The organism is Erythrobacter sp. SN021 (assembly GCF_021864455.1).
This window is the reverse complement of record NZ_JAKKUW010000006.1, coordinates 53,098-70,001: the sequence shown is the minus strand read 5'-3', so window position 1 is coordinate 70,001 and position 16,904 is coordinate 53,098. Positions and strand designations below refer to the sequence as shown.

Below are 16,904 nucleotides of genomic sequence, written 5' to 3'. Positions count from 1 at the left end.
TATGGCCAAGAAGATCGACGGCTATATCAAGCTGCAGGTGCCTGCGGGCACCGCCAACCCCTCGCCGCCCATAGGCCCTGCGCTGGGTCAGCGCGGCGTGAACATCATGGAATTCTGCAAGGCCTTCAATGCCGCCACCGGCGACATGGAAAAGGGCATGCCGATTCCGACCACCATCACGGTCTATGCCGACCGTTCGTTCACCTTCGTGACCAAGACCCCGCCGGCCAGCTTCCTCATCAAGAAGGCTGCCAAACTGAAGTCGGGTTCGAAGGAGCCGGGCAAGGTTTCGGCCGGTAGCATCAAGCGTTCGGCTCTGGCGGAAATCGCCGAGCAGAAGATGAAGGACCTGAACGCGAACGACATCGAACAGGCCACCAAGATCATCGAAGGCAGCGCGCGTTCGATGGGCCTCGACGTGGTGGAGGGCTAAGATAATGGCTAAGCAGACCAAGAAGCAGCAGCTCGTCGCCAAGCTCGACAGCGAAAAGCTCTACAGTGTGGACGAAGCACTCGCCACGCTGCGCGAGCACAAGGCGAAGTTCGACGAGACTGTCGAAGTCGCGATGAACCTCGGCGTCGACCCGCGCCACGCCGACCAGATGGTCCGCGGCATGGTTTCGCTCCCGAGCGGCACCGGCAAGGACGTCAAGGTCGCCGTGTTCGCCAAGGGCGACAATGCCGAGAAGGCCAAGGCCGCCGGCGCCGACAAGGTCGGCGCGGAAGACCTCATGGAAGACATGCAGAACGGCAATCTCGACTATGACCGCGTGATCGCCACGCCGGACATGATGGGCGTCGTCGGTCGTCTCGGTAAAATCCTTGGCCCCAAGGGCCTGATGCCGAACCCGAAGCTGGGCACCGTGACCCCGAACGTGGAACAGGCCGTGAAGGACGCCAAGGGCGGCCAGGTCGAATTCCGTGTCGAAAAGCAGGGCATCATCCACTCGGGCATCGGCAAGCTCTCGTTCAAGGACGAGGACCTCAAGGCCAACTTCAAGGCCATGACCGACGCCATCGTCAAGGCCAAGCCTTCGGGCGCCAAGGGCAAGTACGTTCGCAAGGTCACGCTGACCTCGTCGATGGGTCCGGGCCTCAAGGTCGACCTGGCTGAAGTCGAAGGCGCGTAAGCCCAGCTTCGCAGCCGTCGCCAAGACATACGAAAGGGCCGGTGGGTGCAGACCCGCTGGCCCTTTTCCATGAGGAGCGCGGAGCCGTTCCCTAGCGCAAAAGGCGCCGCAGCGTGCCCTCGACGCCGGTTTGCCGTGCAAGCCGTTTGACGGACTTCACCGCGCCATCGAAGCCGCCGAGGCTCGCAATCACGGCGCGATTGGCCCAGGTCGGGCGAAGCATCAGGAAGCTGGCGCAATCCACGCTGTCGGTTCCGAACAGCGCCTTGTGCGCGCCTTCGCCCTCGGTGAAGTCGAAATACTGGTAGCGTCCCTCGGCGAAGAGATTCTCGAGCGCTGCCATCTGCAGCACCGTGCCGGGCGACAGACCGGCATGGCCGGGATCGAAGCCGAGATAGGCATAGACCAGCGTCTCGCGCTCCACCGGAAGGTAGAGATAGGCGACCGGAGCGTTGTCGAGGAAAAGCAGAAAAGCGCGCAGACGGTCCTCTGCCGCCAGATCGCGTCTCTCCGCCTGGGCGGCTTCGCCTTCGGGCAAGCCCGCGTCGAGCAGGCGCGCCTGATAGGTTCTGCGCGATAGCGGCTGGGCCAGCGCTGTGAATGTGTCGATTTCCTCGGGTGTGCGATAGGCACGCAGATCGAGCGAACCGCCCGCCGCCTTTTCGAACTTGCGGCGTTTGCGGCGCAGCGTCGAACGGGTCTTGGCCGAGAAGCGCGAGAAGTAGTCTTCGTAGCTGCCCGCCATGTCGATGAAGTATCGCGCATATTGTTCGCGCGAGCCGATCAGGAAGCCCGGCATCGCTGAGCGCAGGCGAAGTTCCGCCGCCGTCGGAGCGGAAAGCACCCGCAGCCCCTCGACACTGTTCAGCGCGGGCACCGGCGGTACCCGCCCGGCGAGAATATCCTGCAGCGAAAAGGCCAGCGTGGCGACCGAGCGCTCGATCGAGAACAGCCGCCGCGATCCTACCGTGAACGGGATGCGATATTCGGTGGAAGGCGTGAGATCACCCGTCACGATGCGCCGTAGAGCATATTGGAGGCGAGCTGTTCCATAACCCGTGCCGCGGAGCGGAAGGGGCTGTGCGGCATGGCGGCCGCGCCGGTCCCGTCACCGATTTGCGGCGGGTGGCTGGTGAAGGTCGCCCCATGCGCTCCCGGGGTCGCCGCTATGCTCGCGCAGAATCTGGCAAAGCGATCGCGGACGATCGTGTTGGCGCGCGTACGGTCGCGGCTCATCAGCTCGAAACTGTGGCTTACGATATTGAGCATGGCGGCGCCTTCGCGCACGCAAAAGCGCAGCGCCGCAGCCAGCTCGCGATGCGAAAGTGCGGTGATCTGCGCATGGCGCTGGCCACCGTGGCTGCGGATCGATCCTGCGGGGACTTCGATCGTGCCGTGGTGGCAAACGACTTGGCGGTCGTCGGCGGACAGCGAAATACGGCACTCCGAGCCAGCGATCCCCGGCACATGGCTGCTATCGTAACGGATCCCCACCTTCGCCAGCGCGCGCAGTGTCGCATCGTCCGCGCCGAAATTGCCCGCCCTGAAGGCGGTGGGGGCCGGAGCCCCGGCCCGCATTAGAAACTCGCGCGCGATTTCGATCAGTTCGACCTGCTCCGATTCCGAAAAATCGTGCATGTTGCGGCCCGTCCGACCCGGCAGGGGATTGGCATCGCCGGCAATCTCCAACCATTCGGGGTGGAGATGCAGTTGTACCTCGTGGCCGCGTTCGAGTATGGGTTCGACCACGGCGGCAATCGCTCCTGTCCCCCACACCAGCGCGGGCATCGGGTCGACGAAGAACACGCCCTTGACCCCGTTCGCGTCCATCACATCCATTTGATGCCCAGTTCCGACTTGGCCCTGTGGGGTGCAGCAGGAAATTGATCGTTCGAACACTTCCTCGCGGGCTTTCGCGCCGAGGCGCAATGTGAGGCCCGGTGAATATTCGGTGTCGATGGTTATGTAGACTGCGGTCATCCATGTGACCTTATCACACGGAAGTTAATTGGGTAATGATAGACTTAGCGGTTCAGATGCCGCCGGGAGTGAAATCGAAGCCGGCAGTCGCAAGCCCGTCGCACAGGCTGTCGATGCAGCTCTGGAGCTCTTCCTCCCGTGTCGAGCGGACGACGAAATTGGCGCCCACCCGCCCTTCGCGAAAGAAGGGATAGCTGCCGATCTGACACTGCGGATGGGCCTGTTCCACCTGGCGCAGAATGTCGGCGACCTCGCTTTCGGGCGTCCAGCATCCGACCGTTTCGGACAGCAGCGGAGCGCCGCCTTCGAGTGTACCAGTCAGCGCATCGAGCATGCCGGCGGTAATATGCGGTACACCGGCCATGAGATGCAGATTGCCGAGCTTGATCCCCGGTGCACCCGACATCCGGTTGGGGATCAGTTCGGCGCCTTCGGGCACGCGCGCCATGCGCAGGCGCGCCTCGGTCAATTCCTTGCCGATGCTGGCGTAATAGCGTTCGAGCATGGCCTTCGCCTCGGGATGGATGACCACCGGAACACCAATCGCCTCTGCCACCGCATCCACGGTTATGTCGTCATGGGTGGGGCCGATACCGCCGGTGGTGAAGAGGTAGTCATACGCTTCGCGCAAGGCATTCACCGCTTCGACGATGCGATCCATCACATCGGGCACCACGCGCACTTCCGACAGGCGGATGCCCTGCACCTGTAGCCAGCTGGCGATCTGGGCGATGTTCTTGTCGTGCGTGCGCCCCGAAAGGATCTCGTCGCCGATGACGACCAGACCCGCAGTATAGATGCGTTCATTCATGGATGGCACGCCTAACGTGCTCGCCGCATGAATGCTACTCTGCTGCTTCCAATTGCTGGTCGGCCGCGCGCGCATTGGCACCATGACGGCGGAATTCCAGCAGGCCATCGTCGACCGGCTCTTCCTTCATGCGTTTGCGATCGACCACATATTCCTGATTCAGCCGCCAGGGATAAGCGACCGCGTTTTTCGGCATGATCGATTTGGCGCGCTGGATATAGCCCGACGAGAAATCGAAGATGTCGTCTTCCTCGATCCGGGCTTCTGCCTCGGCTGTCAGAACCGGCTCGACTACATCGACACCCTTTGCGCGGCTCTCGTTGAGCACCCGGCAGATATAATCGGAATTGATATCCGCGCGCAGAGTCCAACTGGCGTTGAGATAGCCGAACACAACCGCCAAATTGGGCAGGTTCGAGAACATGCAGCCCTTGTAATAATAATGCTGGGCGAGATCGATGGCCTGCCCTTCGCGCGCGAGCTGGATCTTGCCTGCCACCGCGAGCTTGAGGCCAGTCGCGGTAACGACGATATCGGCGGGCAGGAAACGATCGTCGGTCAGCCGCACTCCGCCTTTTTCGAAGGCTTTGATATGGCCGGTGACCACGTCGGCCTTGCCACTCTTGAGCGCGGTGAACAGATCGTCGTCGGGGACCAGGCACAGGCGCTGGTCCCAGGGGTTGTAGGGCGGGGTAAAGGGCGCGAGATCGTAATCCTCGCCCATTGACTTGCGAATACGTTTGTGAAGCGTCGCAGCCATTTTCTCCGGCTGGGTCCGCGCGCGTTTGAAGCCGAAATCCTGCAAGGTGATGTTCTTCCACCGCGTGATCCGGTAGGCGAGTTTCTCGGGCAGGATCTTGCGCAGGAAATTGGCCAGCGCATCCTTCGCCGGACGGCTGAACATCCAGGTCGGCGTGCGCTGCAACATGGTCACCTTGGCGGCCTTGTCGCTCATCGAGGGAACGATCGTCACCGCAGTGGCACCCGATCCGATCACGACGACATTCTTGCCGGTGTAATCGAGGTCCTCGGGCCAGAACTGCGGATGCACAATCCGACCGTCGAATTCGCCGAAGTCGAAGCCCGGATCATAGGGTTCGTCATAGTCGTAATAGCCCGACCCGAGATAAAGCCAGTTGGCGGTAAGGTGCTTTTTCTCGCCCTCGCCCGTCTCGAGCGTTACGTGCCAGCGCCCATCGCTCTCGCGCCAGTCGGCGGCGAGCACTTTGTGCCCGAACCGCATATGCTTGCGGATGTCGCGTTCATCGACGATCCGGTCGAGATATTCGAGAATGGCAGGCCCATCGGCGATCGACTTCTCGTGTTTCCACGGTTCGAAATCGAAGCCCAGCGTATGCATGTCGCTATCCGAACGGATGCCGGGATAGCGGAACAGGTCCCAGGTGCCGCCCAGGTTCTCGCGGCGTTCGACAATGACGAAATCATGGCCCGGCGCCTTTTCCTTCATATGCGCTGCCATGCCGATGCCGGAAATTCCCGCACCCACGATCATAACATCGAAATCGGTCGCCGTGTTCGTCATCTGTCTCTCCCAAGTTCCCGGAACCTAGCTCAGTCTGAACGAAAGCACCAGCCTCGGTTGCAGGGCGCAACCTAATTTGCGGGGTTCGGCTCCATCGGCGACTGGATCGCTTCCGCGTCCTGCTTGGCTATCGCTTTCGCGCAGAGCCTGCGTTAGGGCGGTCGGAAAGGGGAGCCTTCGCAGCATGTCTAGCAGCGCCAAGCAGAAGCCGCGGCGGGTCACTTCGATAGACGTGGCCGAACGCGCTGGGGTGAGCCAGTCGACCGTAAGTCGCGCGCTGGCCGGTTCGGAAACCATCACTCCGGCGACCCGCCGCCGGGTCGAACTGGCGGCGGAGGAACTGGGCTATCACGTCAATATGCGTGCCGCAGGCCTGCGGCGCGGTGAGACGGGCACGATAGCGATCGTCGTCATCGGGCGCGAGGGGCAGGGTCCCGCAGCCATCAATCCGTTTTACTACAGCCTGCTGGGAAGCACCTGCGCCGCGGCGGCAGAGCGCGGATACGAGGCGTTGGTCTCGTTCCAGGCCAAGCCGGAGGAGCTTTTCGGCCATTACGTCGCGCGCCGCCAGGCCGATGGTGTGGTCGTCATCGGGACGGCGACCAATCACGCAGCCTGGGATTATTTCCGCAAATGCGCGGAAGATACCGAAGGCATCGCTTTTTGGGGCTCGCCCTTCGACGACAGTGTCTGGGTCCGCTCGGACAATCGCGACGGCGGGCGGATTGCAGTGGAACGCCTGGTGGCCAGTGGTGCCCGGCAAATCGTGTTCGTCGGCGATACCGCATCTTCCCAGCGCCAGTTTCGCGAGCGCTACGATGGCTATCGCAGCGCCATGGAAGCGGCGGGGCTTGCGCCGGTGGATGCCGTGGTCAGCGAAGGCAGCGATCGCGTCTCTCAAGGCCGTAACGCCGTCGCGCAGTTGGTGGGCAGCGGGGCGCGCTTCGATGGCCTTTTCTTCGCCTGCGACGCGATGGCCTTGGGCGCGCTGGAGGAACTGGCCGCGCGCGCCATCGATGTACCGAACGATGTCGGCGTTATCGGCTTCGACGGTCTCGGCTCGGGCGAGTTCAGTTCGCCGCCCCTCACCACGGTCGAACCCGATTTCGCCCAGGCCGGCATGCTGTTGATCGATACTGCCCTTGCATCGCAGGACGAACGCCCCGAGCGCCGTGTTGCTGTCCATCTCGTCGAGCGCGCCAGCGTGCGCCGGCCAATCGAATAATCCACCCGGAGAGACCCATGAAAACCAGTATTGCCTCCGTGCTTGCCGCACTCTTCGTCAGCCAGGCCGCCCATGCCCAAGACCCGCAGCCGAGCCCCAACCCGGTGGAGGAGCAGGAAGTCGATGCATCGGCGGAGGACGGTCCCGCCGAAGGCAGCGGCCTGGCTGTCGATGCAGCTCCTGCAACGGCCAATCCGGCCGCCGAGGCCGAGGACGAAAAGTGGGATGTCACCGCGCCGCGCGGTGCGACCATCCGGCAGGTGCCGATCCGCACGGACGAAGGTACCTGGATGGATGTGGATGTGTCCCCCGACGGACGCATGCTCGCCTTCTCGCTGCTGGGCGATATCTACACCATGCCGATCACGGGCGGTACGCCGACGCGCATTGCCGACGGTCTCGCATGGGAGGTGCAGCCGCGTTTCTCGCCCGATGGGCGGCGTATCGCCTTTACCTCCGACCGCGGCGGCGGCGACAATATCTGGATCATGAATGCCGACGGTTCGGACAAGCGCCAGCTGACCAAGGAAGACTTCCGGCTTCTCAACCAGCCGAGCTGGTCGCCCGACGGCAATTACATCGTCGCCAAGAAGCATTTCACCACCCAGCGCTCGCTCGGCACGGGCGAGATCTGGCTCTACCACGTTTCGGGCGGCGGCGGCGTGAAGCTGGTCAAACGGGCCAGCGAAGCGTTGCAGAAGGAACTGGGCGAGCCGGTCTATGCGCCCGACGGCGAGGCAGTCTATTACTCGCGCAACGTCACCGGCGGTCCGATCTTCGAATATGCGCAGGATTCGACGCAGGGCACCTTCGCCATCGAGCGGTACGAGCTGGCCACGGGCGAGGTGACCACGGCGGTCAGCGGCTTCGGCGGTGCTGTCCGCCCGCAGCCTTCGCCCGACGGCAACAGCCTGGCCTTCATCCGCCGCGACAAGGACCAAACCGAGCTGTGGGTGAAGAACCTCGCTACCGGCCAGCAGCGCATGATCTATGGCGATCTCGACATGGACATGCAGGAAACCTGGGCTGTCCATGGTTTCTATCCGCTGATGGACTGGGTGCCGGACGGCAATTCCATCGTGCTGTGGGCCGGCGGCAAGCTGAAGCGCGTGGCAGCCGATGGCAGTGGCGCGAGCGATATTCCCTTCAGCATCAACGATACGCGCGGCGTGGCCGATGCGCCGCACCCGGTGATCCCGGTATCGCCTGACAGCTTCACCGCGAAGATACCGCGTTTCGCCAGCGTTTCGCCCGACGGGCGTACGGTCGTGTTCGAAAGCCTCGGCAAGCTTTATGCGAAACCGGTCGGCGGCGGCGCGGAGCGCAGGCTCACCTCGGGCACTGACGACGCGCTCGAGCTGTGGCCCTCGTGGTCGCGCGACGGGCGGCGGATTACCTATGTCCGCTGGACCGACAGCGGCCTCGGCCAGATCATGACCGCCAATGCCAATGGTTCCGGGGCGAGGGCGGTCACCACCATGCGCGGCCACTATGCGAACCCGCGTTTCTCGCCCACCGGCGACACTATCGTGTTCGAAAAGCGCTCGGGCGGATACCTCACCTCGCCTGAATTCTCCGAGAACGCGGGCGTCTACAGCGTAAGCGCAGCGGGCGGCACGCCCCAACTCGTCGCACGCGACACGTCGAACCCGCAATTCGGCGCCGATAGCGACCGCGTGTTCATGCTGGGCCGCAAGGATGGCAAGCTGCAACTGCTCTCCGCCGATCTCGACGGCGAAGCGCGGCAGGTCCATGCCGAGGGCGAACTGGCGACCGAATATCACGTCAGTCCGCGCGGCGATTTCGTCGCCTTCCGCGAGAATTACGAGGTCTTCGCCACGCCGCTGATGCCCGGTGGGCAGGCGGTGACGGTGGGCGAAAAGGCCAGTTCGCTGCCTGTGGTGCGCGCATCGAAGGGCGGGGCGGACTACATCGGCTGGAGCGAGGGCGGCGACATGCTGACCTGGTCGATGGGGCCGGTGCTCTACCGCGCCAGCCTCGCCTCGATGTTCGCCAATGCGCCTAAGGACAAGGACGCGCCCGCTTTCGTTCCGCCGACCAGCGGCACCTCGCTCGAGCGCTCGGTTGCCGCCGACAAGCCGCGCGGCACGGTGGCGATAACCGGCGCGAAGATATTGACCATGGCGGGTGACGGTGCCGGTGCAATCGCCAATGGCACGATCGTCATCACCGGTGACAGGATCGCCGCCATTGGCCCGGCGTCCTCGGTCCAGGTCCCGCAGGGCGCGACGGTGATCGATGCGGCGGGCAAGACTATCATGCCCGGCCTTGTCGACGCGCATGCGCATGGGCCGCAGGGCACGGGCGATCTGGTGCCGCAGCAAAACTGGTCGTTGGTTCAGAACCTGGCCATGGGCACGACGACGCTCCACGATCCCTCGTCGCAGGCCAGCATGATCTTTGCCGCGGCAGAGCGTCAGCGCGCCGGCACGCTGCTCGCCCCGCGCATCTTCTCGACGGCGGAAATCGTCTATGGGGCCAAGGCGCCGAGCGTCTATGCGCGGATCGACAGCTACGAGGATGCGCTCGCGCACATCCAGCGGATCAAGGCGCAGGGCGGCATTTCGATCAAGAACTACAACCAGCCCCGGCGCGACCAGCGCCAGCAGGTGGTGGCCGCCGCACGCGCGGAGAACATGCTGGTGGTGGCCGAAGGGGGTTCGCTGTTCGGCATGGACATGAACTTGATCGCCGATGGCAATTCCACCCTCGAGCACAATGTTCCCGGCGAAGTCTTCTACGAGGATGTGCTGCAATTCTGGGCTGGGTCGAACGTCAATTACACGCCGACGCTGGTGGTGACCTATGGCGGCCTGGCGGGCGATCCCTACTGGCGGCAGGCGACCGATGTGTTCGCCAACCCGCTGATGGTCCACACCCCGCCGCGCCAACTGATTGCGCAAACGGCACGGCGCGTGAAGGCGCCCGACTGGGCTTTCGTCGACGACGAGGCTGCGCGCGAAGCGAAGAAGCTCGCCCAGCGCGGGGTCAAGGTTAGCATCGGGGCGCATGGCCAGCAGGCGGGTGTCGCTGCCCATTGGGAGCTGTGGAGCTTTGCCCGGGGCGGGATGTCGGCGGTCGAAGCGCTGCGGGCGGGAACGATCGAGCCTGCCAAATCGCTCGGCATGGAGCGCGATATCGGCAGTCTCGAAGTCGGCAAGCTGGCCGATCTCATCGTCCTGGATGCCGATCCCAGCGAAAATATTCGCAATTCGGACAAGATCGACCGCGTGATGCTGGGCGGTCGCCTCTACGATGCGCGGACGATGAACGAGGTCGAGACCGGCAACGCCCGGCGCCTGCCCTATTGGTGGGAATGACCCCGGCCAGGGCGGGCGGCGCGGATTGCGGTTACGCGCTGCCCGTCTGCCGGGTCTGCATGACGGCCTCTATTCCGCGCGGATCTGCCCCAAAAACGCCTCTACGCGCAGCTTGAGCGCACTTGCCTGACCTTCGAGTTCGGTTGCCGAATTAAGCACCTGGCTCGCGGCGGTGCCGGTGGTGATGCTGGTTTCGCGGAATTGGTCGATATGCGATGCGACCTCGTCGGTCGAACGGGCGGCAAGATCGATGCTGCGGGCGAGATCCTGCCCGGCGACCGACTGCTGGTCCACCGCGCTTGCAATCGAAATCGCGGTCGACTCGAGCTCCTTGATCTGCCCGGCGATCGAACGCAGCGCGCCGACGCTGGCGCCGGTCGAATCCTGCATTGCCCGGATCTGCGCGGCCACGTCCTCGGTCGCGCGGCTGGTCTGGGCGGCCAGTTCCTTGACCTCGCTGGCGACCACCGCGAAGCCGCGGCCTGCCTCCCCACCGCGCGCCGCCTCGATCGAGGCGTTGAGGGCGAGCAGGTTGGTGCGCTGGGCGATCGACTGGATCAGCTCGACGATTTGCCCGACCTGGTCCGCCGAAACCGCAAGGGCGGAAATGGTCTCGTCGGCCCCGCTGGCGGCGTCGGTCGCCTTGCGCGCCAGTTCGGCCGAATGGGCCGCCTGACGGCTGATCTCACCGATCGACAGGGCGAATTCGTCGGAGGCCGCCGCCGCGGCGGTCACGCCATTATTCGCCTGGTTCATCGACTGGGAAACGCGCTGCGACTGATCGGCTGCACGCTCCGCGCTGGTTGCCATCCCCGAGGCTGTCACATTCAGTTGGCTCGCCGCAGTCGCCACGCCGCTGACCACATCTGCGACTTCACTCTCGAAGGCGCCGGCCACGCGCATCAGTTCAGTCTTGCGTTTTTCCGCCGCTTCCTTGCGGCCGGCGAACAGTTCGTCGAGCTTGTGACCGGATTTCAGAAACACTTCCAACGATCGGGCAAGATCGCCGATTTCATCTTCGCGGTCGAGGCCTGCCACCTCGATGTCGCGGGAGCCCCGGGCCAGACGGGCCATGCCGTGCGACACCTGGAGAAACGGTTCGATGACTTGATCGAGTATCAGTTTGAAGCTTACGATGCCGCCGACGAGAGATATTGCGGCGATGGCTATCACCGCGAACCGGGCGGTTTCCGCAAATTCGGGATAGGTCAGACCGATCACGGCGAGAAACGCAATTACGAGCAGACCGCCGAGCGTGATACCCGATGCCAGCTTTGCCTTGCGCGCCAACGACAAATCCATGAACCAGCGCGACAGCGCCGAATTGCGCGTTCGCGATTGCGAATAGTCTATATCCACATCCGCGATTTCCTGGACCAATTCGTCGGCCATGATCGAACTGTATGCGGTCATCCCCGTTTACCCCCTTAAGGCTGCGTCAACCGTAAGGACGGATTGCTTGCAATCGGGTTAAGCGGCGCGCACGTGTTGAAGGAATTGCGAGACCTGCGTCTGGAGCGTCATCGCCTGTGCCTCGAGCTCGGTCGAGGAATTGAGCACCTGACTGGCGGCCGCTCCGGTGGCGTAGCTGGTTTCGCGAACCTGCACGATATTCGATGACACCTCGTCGGCGGATCGTGCGGCAAGATCGATGCTGCGGGCGAGATCCTGCCCGGCGACCGATTGCTGATCCACCGCGCTGGCTATCGATGTGGCGGTGCTTTCCAGTTCCTTGATCTGCTCGGCGATCGAGCGCAACGCGCCGACGCTGGCACCGGTGGAATCCTGCATGGCGCGGATCTGCGCGGCGACTTCCTCGGTCGCGCGGCTGGTCTGGGTGGCCAGTTCCTTGACCTCGCTGGCAACCACGGCGAAACCGCGCCCCGCTTCCCCTCCACGGGCCGCCTCGATCGAAGCGTTGAGAGCGAGAAGGTTGGTGCGCTGGGCGATCGACTGAATCAGTTCGACGATTTGCCCGACTTGGTCCGCCGAAATGGAAAGGGCGGAAATCGTTTCGTCGGCACCGCTCGCGGCAGCGGTTGCCTTGCGGGCCAAGGCAGCCGAATGGGCCGCCTGGCGGCTGATTTCGCCGATCGACATGGCGAATTCGTCCGAGGCGGCGGCGGCGGCGGTCACGCCATTCGATGCCTGCTCCATCGAATCGGTGACATTGGTCGTCTGGACGGATGCCTGTTCGGCGGCGGAAGCCATGGAGTCGGCCGTGGTCTTGAGCTGAGCGGAAGCCGACGCCACCCCGTTGACCACCTCGCCCACAGTCGTTTTAAACCGCTGAGCGAAGCGCGCCATTTCCTGCCTGCGTTCCTTGCGCAGGGCTTCACGCTCCTGCGCCATGCTCTCGATCTGTCTTGCTGCCTGAAGGAATACCTCCAGCGCACGGGCGAGGTCGCCGATTTCGTCGCGACGATGGGTGGCCGGGATATGGATGTCCTTTTCCCCATCGGCGAGGCGCGTTGCGACATCGGTCATCCGGCCAAGGGTCTGCGATACGTCGCGGCCGAGGAAGCGCGCGCTCATCCAGACAATGGCGATTCCGGTCGCGGCGACGACGAAAAAAGCAACGAACAGCCACATGATCATGGTTTGCGAACGCGCATCGGATACCTTTCCGATTGCTTCGATGTCCTCGCGGGTCTTCACGGCCCGGTCCGCGAAGTCCTGGCCTTCGAAATAGACGCTGTCGGCGAATTCCTGCCATTGCGCTTGTGAGCCGCGCGATTGCTGCGCTGCCTCGACCCGGGTTCGCATCGAGGCCAGCATCCCGTTGAGCTGCTCGATCTGTGGCAGGACGATCGGCGCGGCTTCGGTCACGTGATGTGTCAATCGGCTGAGATCGCGATCGGTTTCGGTAAGGGCGTCCTGCGCCGAGATGAGATCATTGCGATCGCCCGAAACGGCATAACGCTGTACGAAGAGGAGGCCTTCATTGGTATCCGCCACCATCCGTTCGGCCAGACGGGCAGCGGCCGAGATTTCCATTCGCTCGGCCCGCGCACCGAGCGCGAAATATCCGCCCAGAAGCGTGGCGATCAGGCAGACCAACACCACTGCGGCATTGCCTATCGAAATGGCCCGCAGCTTTCCGCCGACCGAAAGACGCGACGGCCATCGGGCGCTACCCTGTGCGTCAATCCCTCCATCGCTGGCATGCGCCCGAACGGACGGTGCGCGCGACAGGGTTTCGCTCGGGCGATCTTCGGGAGATATCTCGTGTTCGGCGACCATGCCGTTGACCATGTCCTGGAGCGCGCTCATGCGACTTTTTCATTCCTGTTTCTGGAGAGGTTCGGAAGTCCGGCCGGCTTGCCGAGATGCTGGGCGATGTCTTCCGCCGGCATGGCCTTGAAATAGAGCCAGCCCTGGATTTGATCGCATCCCGCCGCACGGACCATCGCCGCCTGCTCTTCGGTTTCGACACCTTCCGCGGTTACAGCCATCTTCATGGCGCGCGCGACGGTGATGCTGGAAAGCATCATTGCCCGGCTGCCTTCGTCCTCGCTCGCCTGAACCACCAGGCTGCGATCGAGCTTCAGCTTCTCGAAGCGGAACTGCCGCAGGAAGCCGATCGAGGCATAGCCGGTACCGAAATCGTCGAGCGAGATTTTCACGCCGAAGCGGCGGACCACCGCCAGACTGCGTTCCGCGACCACGGGTTCGAGTACGAGGCAGGTTTCGGTGATCTCCAGCTCGAGGCGTTCGGGGTCGAAGCCGGTTTCTTCGAGGATGTGCCCGAGCTGGATCGGGAATTCCGGATTACGCAATTGGGCGGCCGAAATATTGACCGAGAGCGTAATATCGTCCCATGCGAGTGCATCGCAACATGCCTTGCGCAAAACCCAAAGGCCGATCGAGTTGATCAGCCCGCTTTCCTCGGCCACCGGAATGAAGATGTTCGGGCCGACATGTTTCCCGTCGGGGCGTTCCCATCGCAACAGGCATTCCACTGCCACGATCCGGCGTGAATGGCTGTCGACGAGCGGTTGGTAGTTGAGGCGAAACTCGTTCCTTGCCAGCGCTTCGCGAAGCTCGTCGTTCATCTCTCTGAGCTGTTCGCGGCTCTTGTCGAAACTCGAGCTGAACCATGTGCAGCGCATCTTGCCGCCGCGTTTGGAAGCATACATTGCGATATCGGCGCGCCGGAGCAGTTCGGACGATGCGACCTCTTCGCGGGGGCTATGGCGGGCAAGGCCCATGCTCGCCCCTAGGGTAAGCCTGCGGTCCTCCACCTGGACGGGTTTGGCAAGGCGTTCGATAATGCGCCGACACACTCCCTCGAGGAGCGTGCCTGCAACCGGGCCGCCGATCATCATCGCGTATTCGTCGCCGCCAAGACGGTAGACCCGGGCTTCGCCATCGCTGACCTGCTTGAAGATTTCGGCGCATTCGCGGATCGCCGCATCGCCGACGAAGTGACCATAGTGGTCGTTTATCAGCTTGAAACCGTCGAGATCGATCATGGCGAGGGCGACTTCGTGGCCCTGTCTGTATTCATGTTGGATGTCGGAATGCAGCGCACGGCGATTGGGCAGAAGTGTCAGGCTGTCGCTGCGAGAAAGCTGTTCGACGCGGCGGATGTAGCGGATCCCGATAAATGCCGAAATCGCGGCTGCGATGCTGAAAGCCACGGCGCCGAAAACGAGGATCGAGGACGAAGTCGCGAAGCCGAGAAAGCGATTGGCCAAGGCCACGGACCATGTCAGGAGAAAACTCCCGCCGAGCGCCGCCATGGGGCCAAATATGATGGCCCGCGTACCGTCGCTCGCATGTGAGATGTCCGTGCTGGCAGTCATCCTTCCCGACGCGTCCCTCTTGCGACCCTTGGCGACGGAGTAAATTGCATTCGCTAAAGAAGCGTAAACCGGCGGTTTACCTTGTCCGGTCGTCGTCCTTGCGGGCTAGGTGGCGGCTGCGCGCAGGCGCGGCAGGAAATTCACCCGGTCTTCCAGAACCGGGCTGTAAAGCGAGGATCCGAATTCCGCCGGTTTGAATTTCTCAGTCTGTCCCACCACGGTTTCGCCCGCGCCGAGCATCAGCCATCCATCGGGGGCGATACCGCTGGCCAGCCTGTCGAATGCGGCGGCGCGCGTTTCGGGATCGAAATAGAGCAGCACGTTCCGGCACATGACCAGATCGAAACGGCCCGGCGGTGGCGGAGCATTGAGGATGTTGTGTTGCTGGAACCGGGTCATGGACCGGATGCTGTCGATCGCCTGCCAATGGCCGCTGTCCTCGACGAAGAAATTCAGCATTTGCGAGACGCTGATTCCGCGCTGGATTTCGAATTGGGTGTAGCACCCGCTGCGGGCATGATCGATCGCCTTGCCGGAAACATCGGTGCCGAGAATCTCGATCTTCCAGTCTTTCCACCGGCCGGGCTGTTCGGCGAATATCATCGCGAGGCTCAACGCTTCCTGCCCGGTCGAACAGCCCGCCGACCAGATCGTCAGCCGCTTCTTCCCGTCCCGCTTGCTAGCGAGATCGGGCAGGACCTGATTGGCCAACACCGAGAAATACGCTTGATCGCGGAAGAAATAGGTTTCGTTGTTGAGCAATGCCTCGACCACTCGCGTAGCGAGATGGCGTTCGCCGGGGCGCTCGAGCATGCATGCGAGCTGGTCTACATTCTCTATGCCGAACTCGCGGAAAAGGCCGGCAAGGGCGCTCGACACGCGCCAGCGGCGGCCTTCCGTCAGTTGCTGTCCCGTATGCTGCGCAAGTAAATCGCCGATAATCCGATGCGCGGCGTCGTCTACCGCCATGCGTCGGCTCCCGCGCCAGACAGCAATTTGTCGGCAAGGTCGGCGGGGGGCAGGACGGCGCTGGCTAGGCCCAATTCGGTAACGGCACGGGGCATGCCCCAGACTGCGCAGGTTTCGGCGCTCTGCGCGAAAATCGTTCCGCCGGCCGATGCGATGGATTGCGCGCCGTCGGTTCCGTCGCGCCCCATGCCGGACAAGAGTACCGCCGCGACATGTCCGTCGTACGCTTCGGCCAGGGTCTCGAACATCGGATCGACCGATGGCATGCACCCGCTTTTGACCGGATGGTAGGCCAGTCCCAGCACGCGACAGCCCGTCGATTTGCGAGCAACCAGATGGCCGTGGCCCGGCGCGATATAGATTTTGCCCCGCTCGATCTCGATCCCTTCATCCGAAAGGATCGCGTCGCGGCCTGCCGCCAGTTTCATTTGCTGCGCGAAGACCGGGATGAAACTGGAGGGCAGATGCTGGGTGATCAGGATCGGCAAATCGAAATTGGCCGGTATCTGGCGCAGGAACAGGTTCAGCGCGTGGATGCCGCCCGTCGAAGCGCCGATGGCCACGACCTTGGGTGGCTTTCCCGCCCTCTTCCTGGTGCCGGATGCCCGGACCATATCGGACGGGCCGGGTTCCGAAACACCCTTAAGCGCCCGGATCTTGTCGAGCAGAGCGGATTTGTATTCATCATCGAAGCCGCCGGGGCGGGGTTTGAGCATGGTATCCGCAGCGCCCAGCGACAGGGCGCTCACAGTTGCTTCCGCGCCATCGGCGGTGAGCGAGGAAATCACCAGGACCTGCGTGTCGGGCGCCGCTTCGAGAATCTTGGGCAGCGCTTCCAATCCGCCCATTCCCGGCATTTCCAGATCCAGCAGCATCACGTCCGGTCTGACCGAAGCGAGTTCGGCGAGTCCGCTTTCCGCAGTGCTTGCGGTTGCAACGATGCGCATGTCGCTTTCCCGGGCGATCATGCGCGAAAAGACCGTGCGGACGGTGAGCGAATCGTCGACGATCATGACATTTACCGGATCGGCGCAGGACTTGTCCTGTGTATCCGATGTCAGGTCTGCGGAATTGAAGAGTGCGCCCATTTCGAGCCT

The 16,904-nt window shown here is 63.2% G+C and carries 13 protein-coding genes; 4 read left to right on the top strand and 9 right to left on the bottom strand.

The genetic code is table 11. From position 1 onward, the window contains the following. The first annotated feature begins 1 nt into the window (after position 1). Both rplK and rplA read left to right on the top strand, forming a co-directional pair. Positions 2-433 carry a 50S ribosomal protein L11 gene (gene rplK / locus L5849_RS13145; protein ID WP_067690596.1) on the top strand — a complete coding sequence of 144 codons (432 nt, stop codon included), beginning with the start codon at positions 2-4 and terminating at the stop codon, positions 431-433. A 4-nt stretch (positions 434-437) separates the two neighbouring features. After that, positions 438-1,130 carry a 50S ribosomal protein L1 gene (rplA, locus tag L5849_RS13140; RefSeq protein ID WP_115415971.1) on the top strand — a complete coding sequence of 231 codons (693 nt, stop codon included), beginning with the start codon at positions 438-440 and terminating at the stop codon, positions 1,128-1,130. 91 nt (positions 1,131-1,221) lie between these two features. Here the strand turns inward: rplA and L5849_RS13135 are convergent, their stop codons facing one another. From L5849_RS13135 to L5849_RS13120, 4 genes are read right to left on the bottom strand one after another with little or no spacing between them, the layout of a single operon-like run. Next, entirely contained in the window at positions 1,222-2,145 is a 924-nt protein-coding gene (locus tag L5849_RS13135) for a GNAT family N-acetyltransferase (protein ID WP_236925952.1), read from the bottom strand. Next, complete coding sequence (locus tag L5849_RS13130) at positions 2,142-3,110, bottom strand: hypothetical protein (RefSeq protein ID WP_236925951.1); 969 nt, start codon at positions 3,108-3,110, stop codon at positions 2,142-2,144. The genes L5849_RS13135 and L5849_RS13130 overlap by 4 nt, the downstream gene beginning before the upstream one ends. A gap of 52 nt (positions 3,111-3,162) precedes the next feature. After that, positions 3,163-3,921, bottom strand: a complete 759-nt coding sequence (locus L5849_RS13125) for a molybdopterin-binding protein (protein ID WP_236925950.1) — start codon at positions 3,919-3,921, stop codon at positions 3,163-3,165. Between the two features lie 34 nt (positions 3,922-3,955). Continuing rightward, positions 3,956-5,464, bottom strand: coding sequence for an NAD(P)/FAD-dependent oxidoreductase (locus L5849_RS13120; RefSeq protein WP_115415974.1), 1,509 nt, complete (start codon positions 5,462-5,464; stop codon positions 3,956-3,958). A 184-nt stretch (positions 5,465-5,648) separates the two neighbouring features. On the opposite strand from L5849_RS13120, the gene L5849_RS13115 reads away from it, so the two are divergent. Together L5849_RS13115 and L5849_RS13110 are read left to right on the top strand one after the other, a co-directional pair. Next, a complete protein-coding gene (locus L5849_RS13115) occupies positions 5,649-6,689 on the top strand; it encodes a LacI family DNA-binding transcriptional regulator (protein WP_236925949.1) in 1,041 nt (346 codons plus the stop codon). A gap of 17 nt (positions 6,690-6,706) precedes the next feature. Next, entirely contained in the window at positions 6,707-10,030 is a 3,324-nt protein-coding gene (locus L5849_RS13110) for an amidohydrolase family protein (protein ID WP_236925948.1), read from the top strand. A gap of 69 nt (positions 10,031-10,099) precedes the next feature. Here L5849_RS13110 and L5849_RS13105 read toward each other — a convergent pair whose 3' ends face one another. The 5 genes from L5849_RS13105 to cheB all read right to left on the bottom strand — a co-directional run bounded on the left by L5849_RS13105 (position 10,100) and on the right by cheB (position 16,895). Beyond that, positions 10,100-11,443, bottom strand: coding sequence for a methyl-accepting chemotaxis protein (locus L5849_RS13105; protein ID WP_236925947.1), 1,344 nt, complete (start codon positions 11,441-11,443; stop codon positions 10,100-10,102). 57 nt (positions 11,444-11,500) lie between these two features. Further along, the gene (locus L5849_RS16010; protein WP_305040844.1) at positions 11,501-13,303 is read right to left on the bottom strand and encodes a methyl-accepting chemotaxis protein; all 1,803 of its coding nucleotides are present in this window, start codon (positions 13,301-13,303) and stop codon (positions 11,501-11,503) included. Then, entirely contained in the window at positions 13,300-14,838 is a 1,539-nt protein-coding gene (locus L5849_RS13095; RefSeq protein WP_234041562.1) for a bifunctional diguanylate cyclase/phosphodiesterase, read from the bottom strand. Before L5849_RS13095 ends, L5849_RS16010 begins: the two co-directional genes overlap by 4 nt. A gap of 105 nt (positions 14,839-14,943) precedes the next feature. Then, positions 14,944-15,807 carry a protein-glutamate O-methyltransferase CheR gene (locus L5849_RS13090; protein ID WP_236925946.1) on the bottom strand — a complete coding sequence of 288 codons (864 nt, stop codon included), beginning with the start codon at positions 15,805-15,807 and terminating at the stop codon, positions 14,944-14,946. Beyond that, on the bottom strand, positions 15,798-16,895 hold the full coding sequence (cheB, locus tag L5849_RS13085) for a chemotaxis-specific protein-glutamate methyltransferase CheB (protein ID WP_236925945.1): 1,098 nt from the start codon (positions 16,893-16,895) through the stop codon (positions 15,798-15,800). The genes L5849_RS13090 and cheB overlap by 10 nt, the downstream gene beginning before the upstream one ends. Between the last annotated feature and the right edge of the window lie 9 nt (positions 16,896-16,904).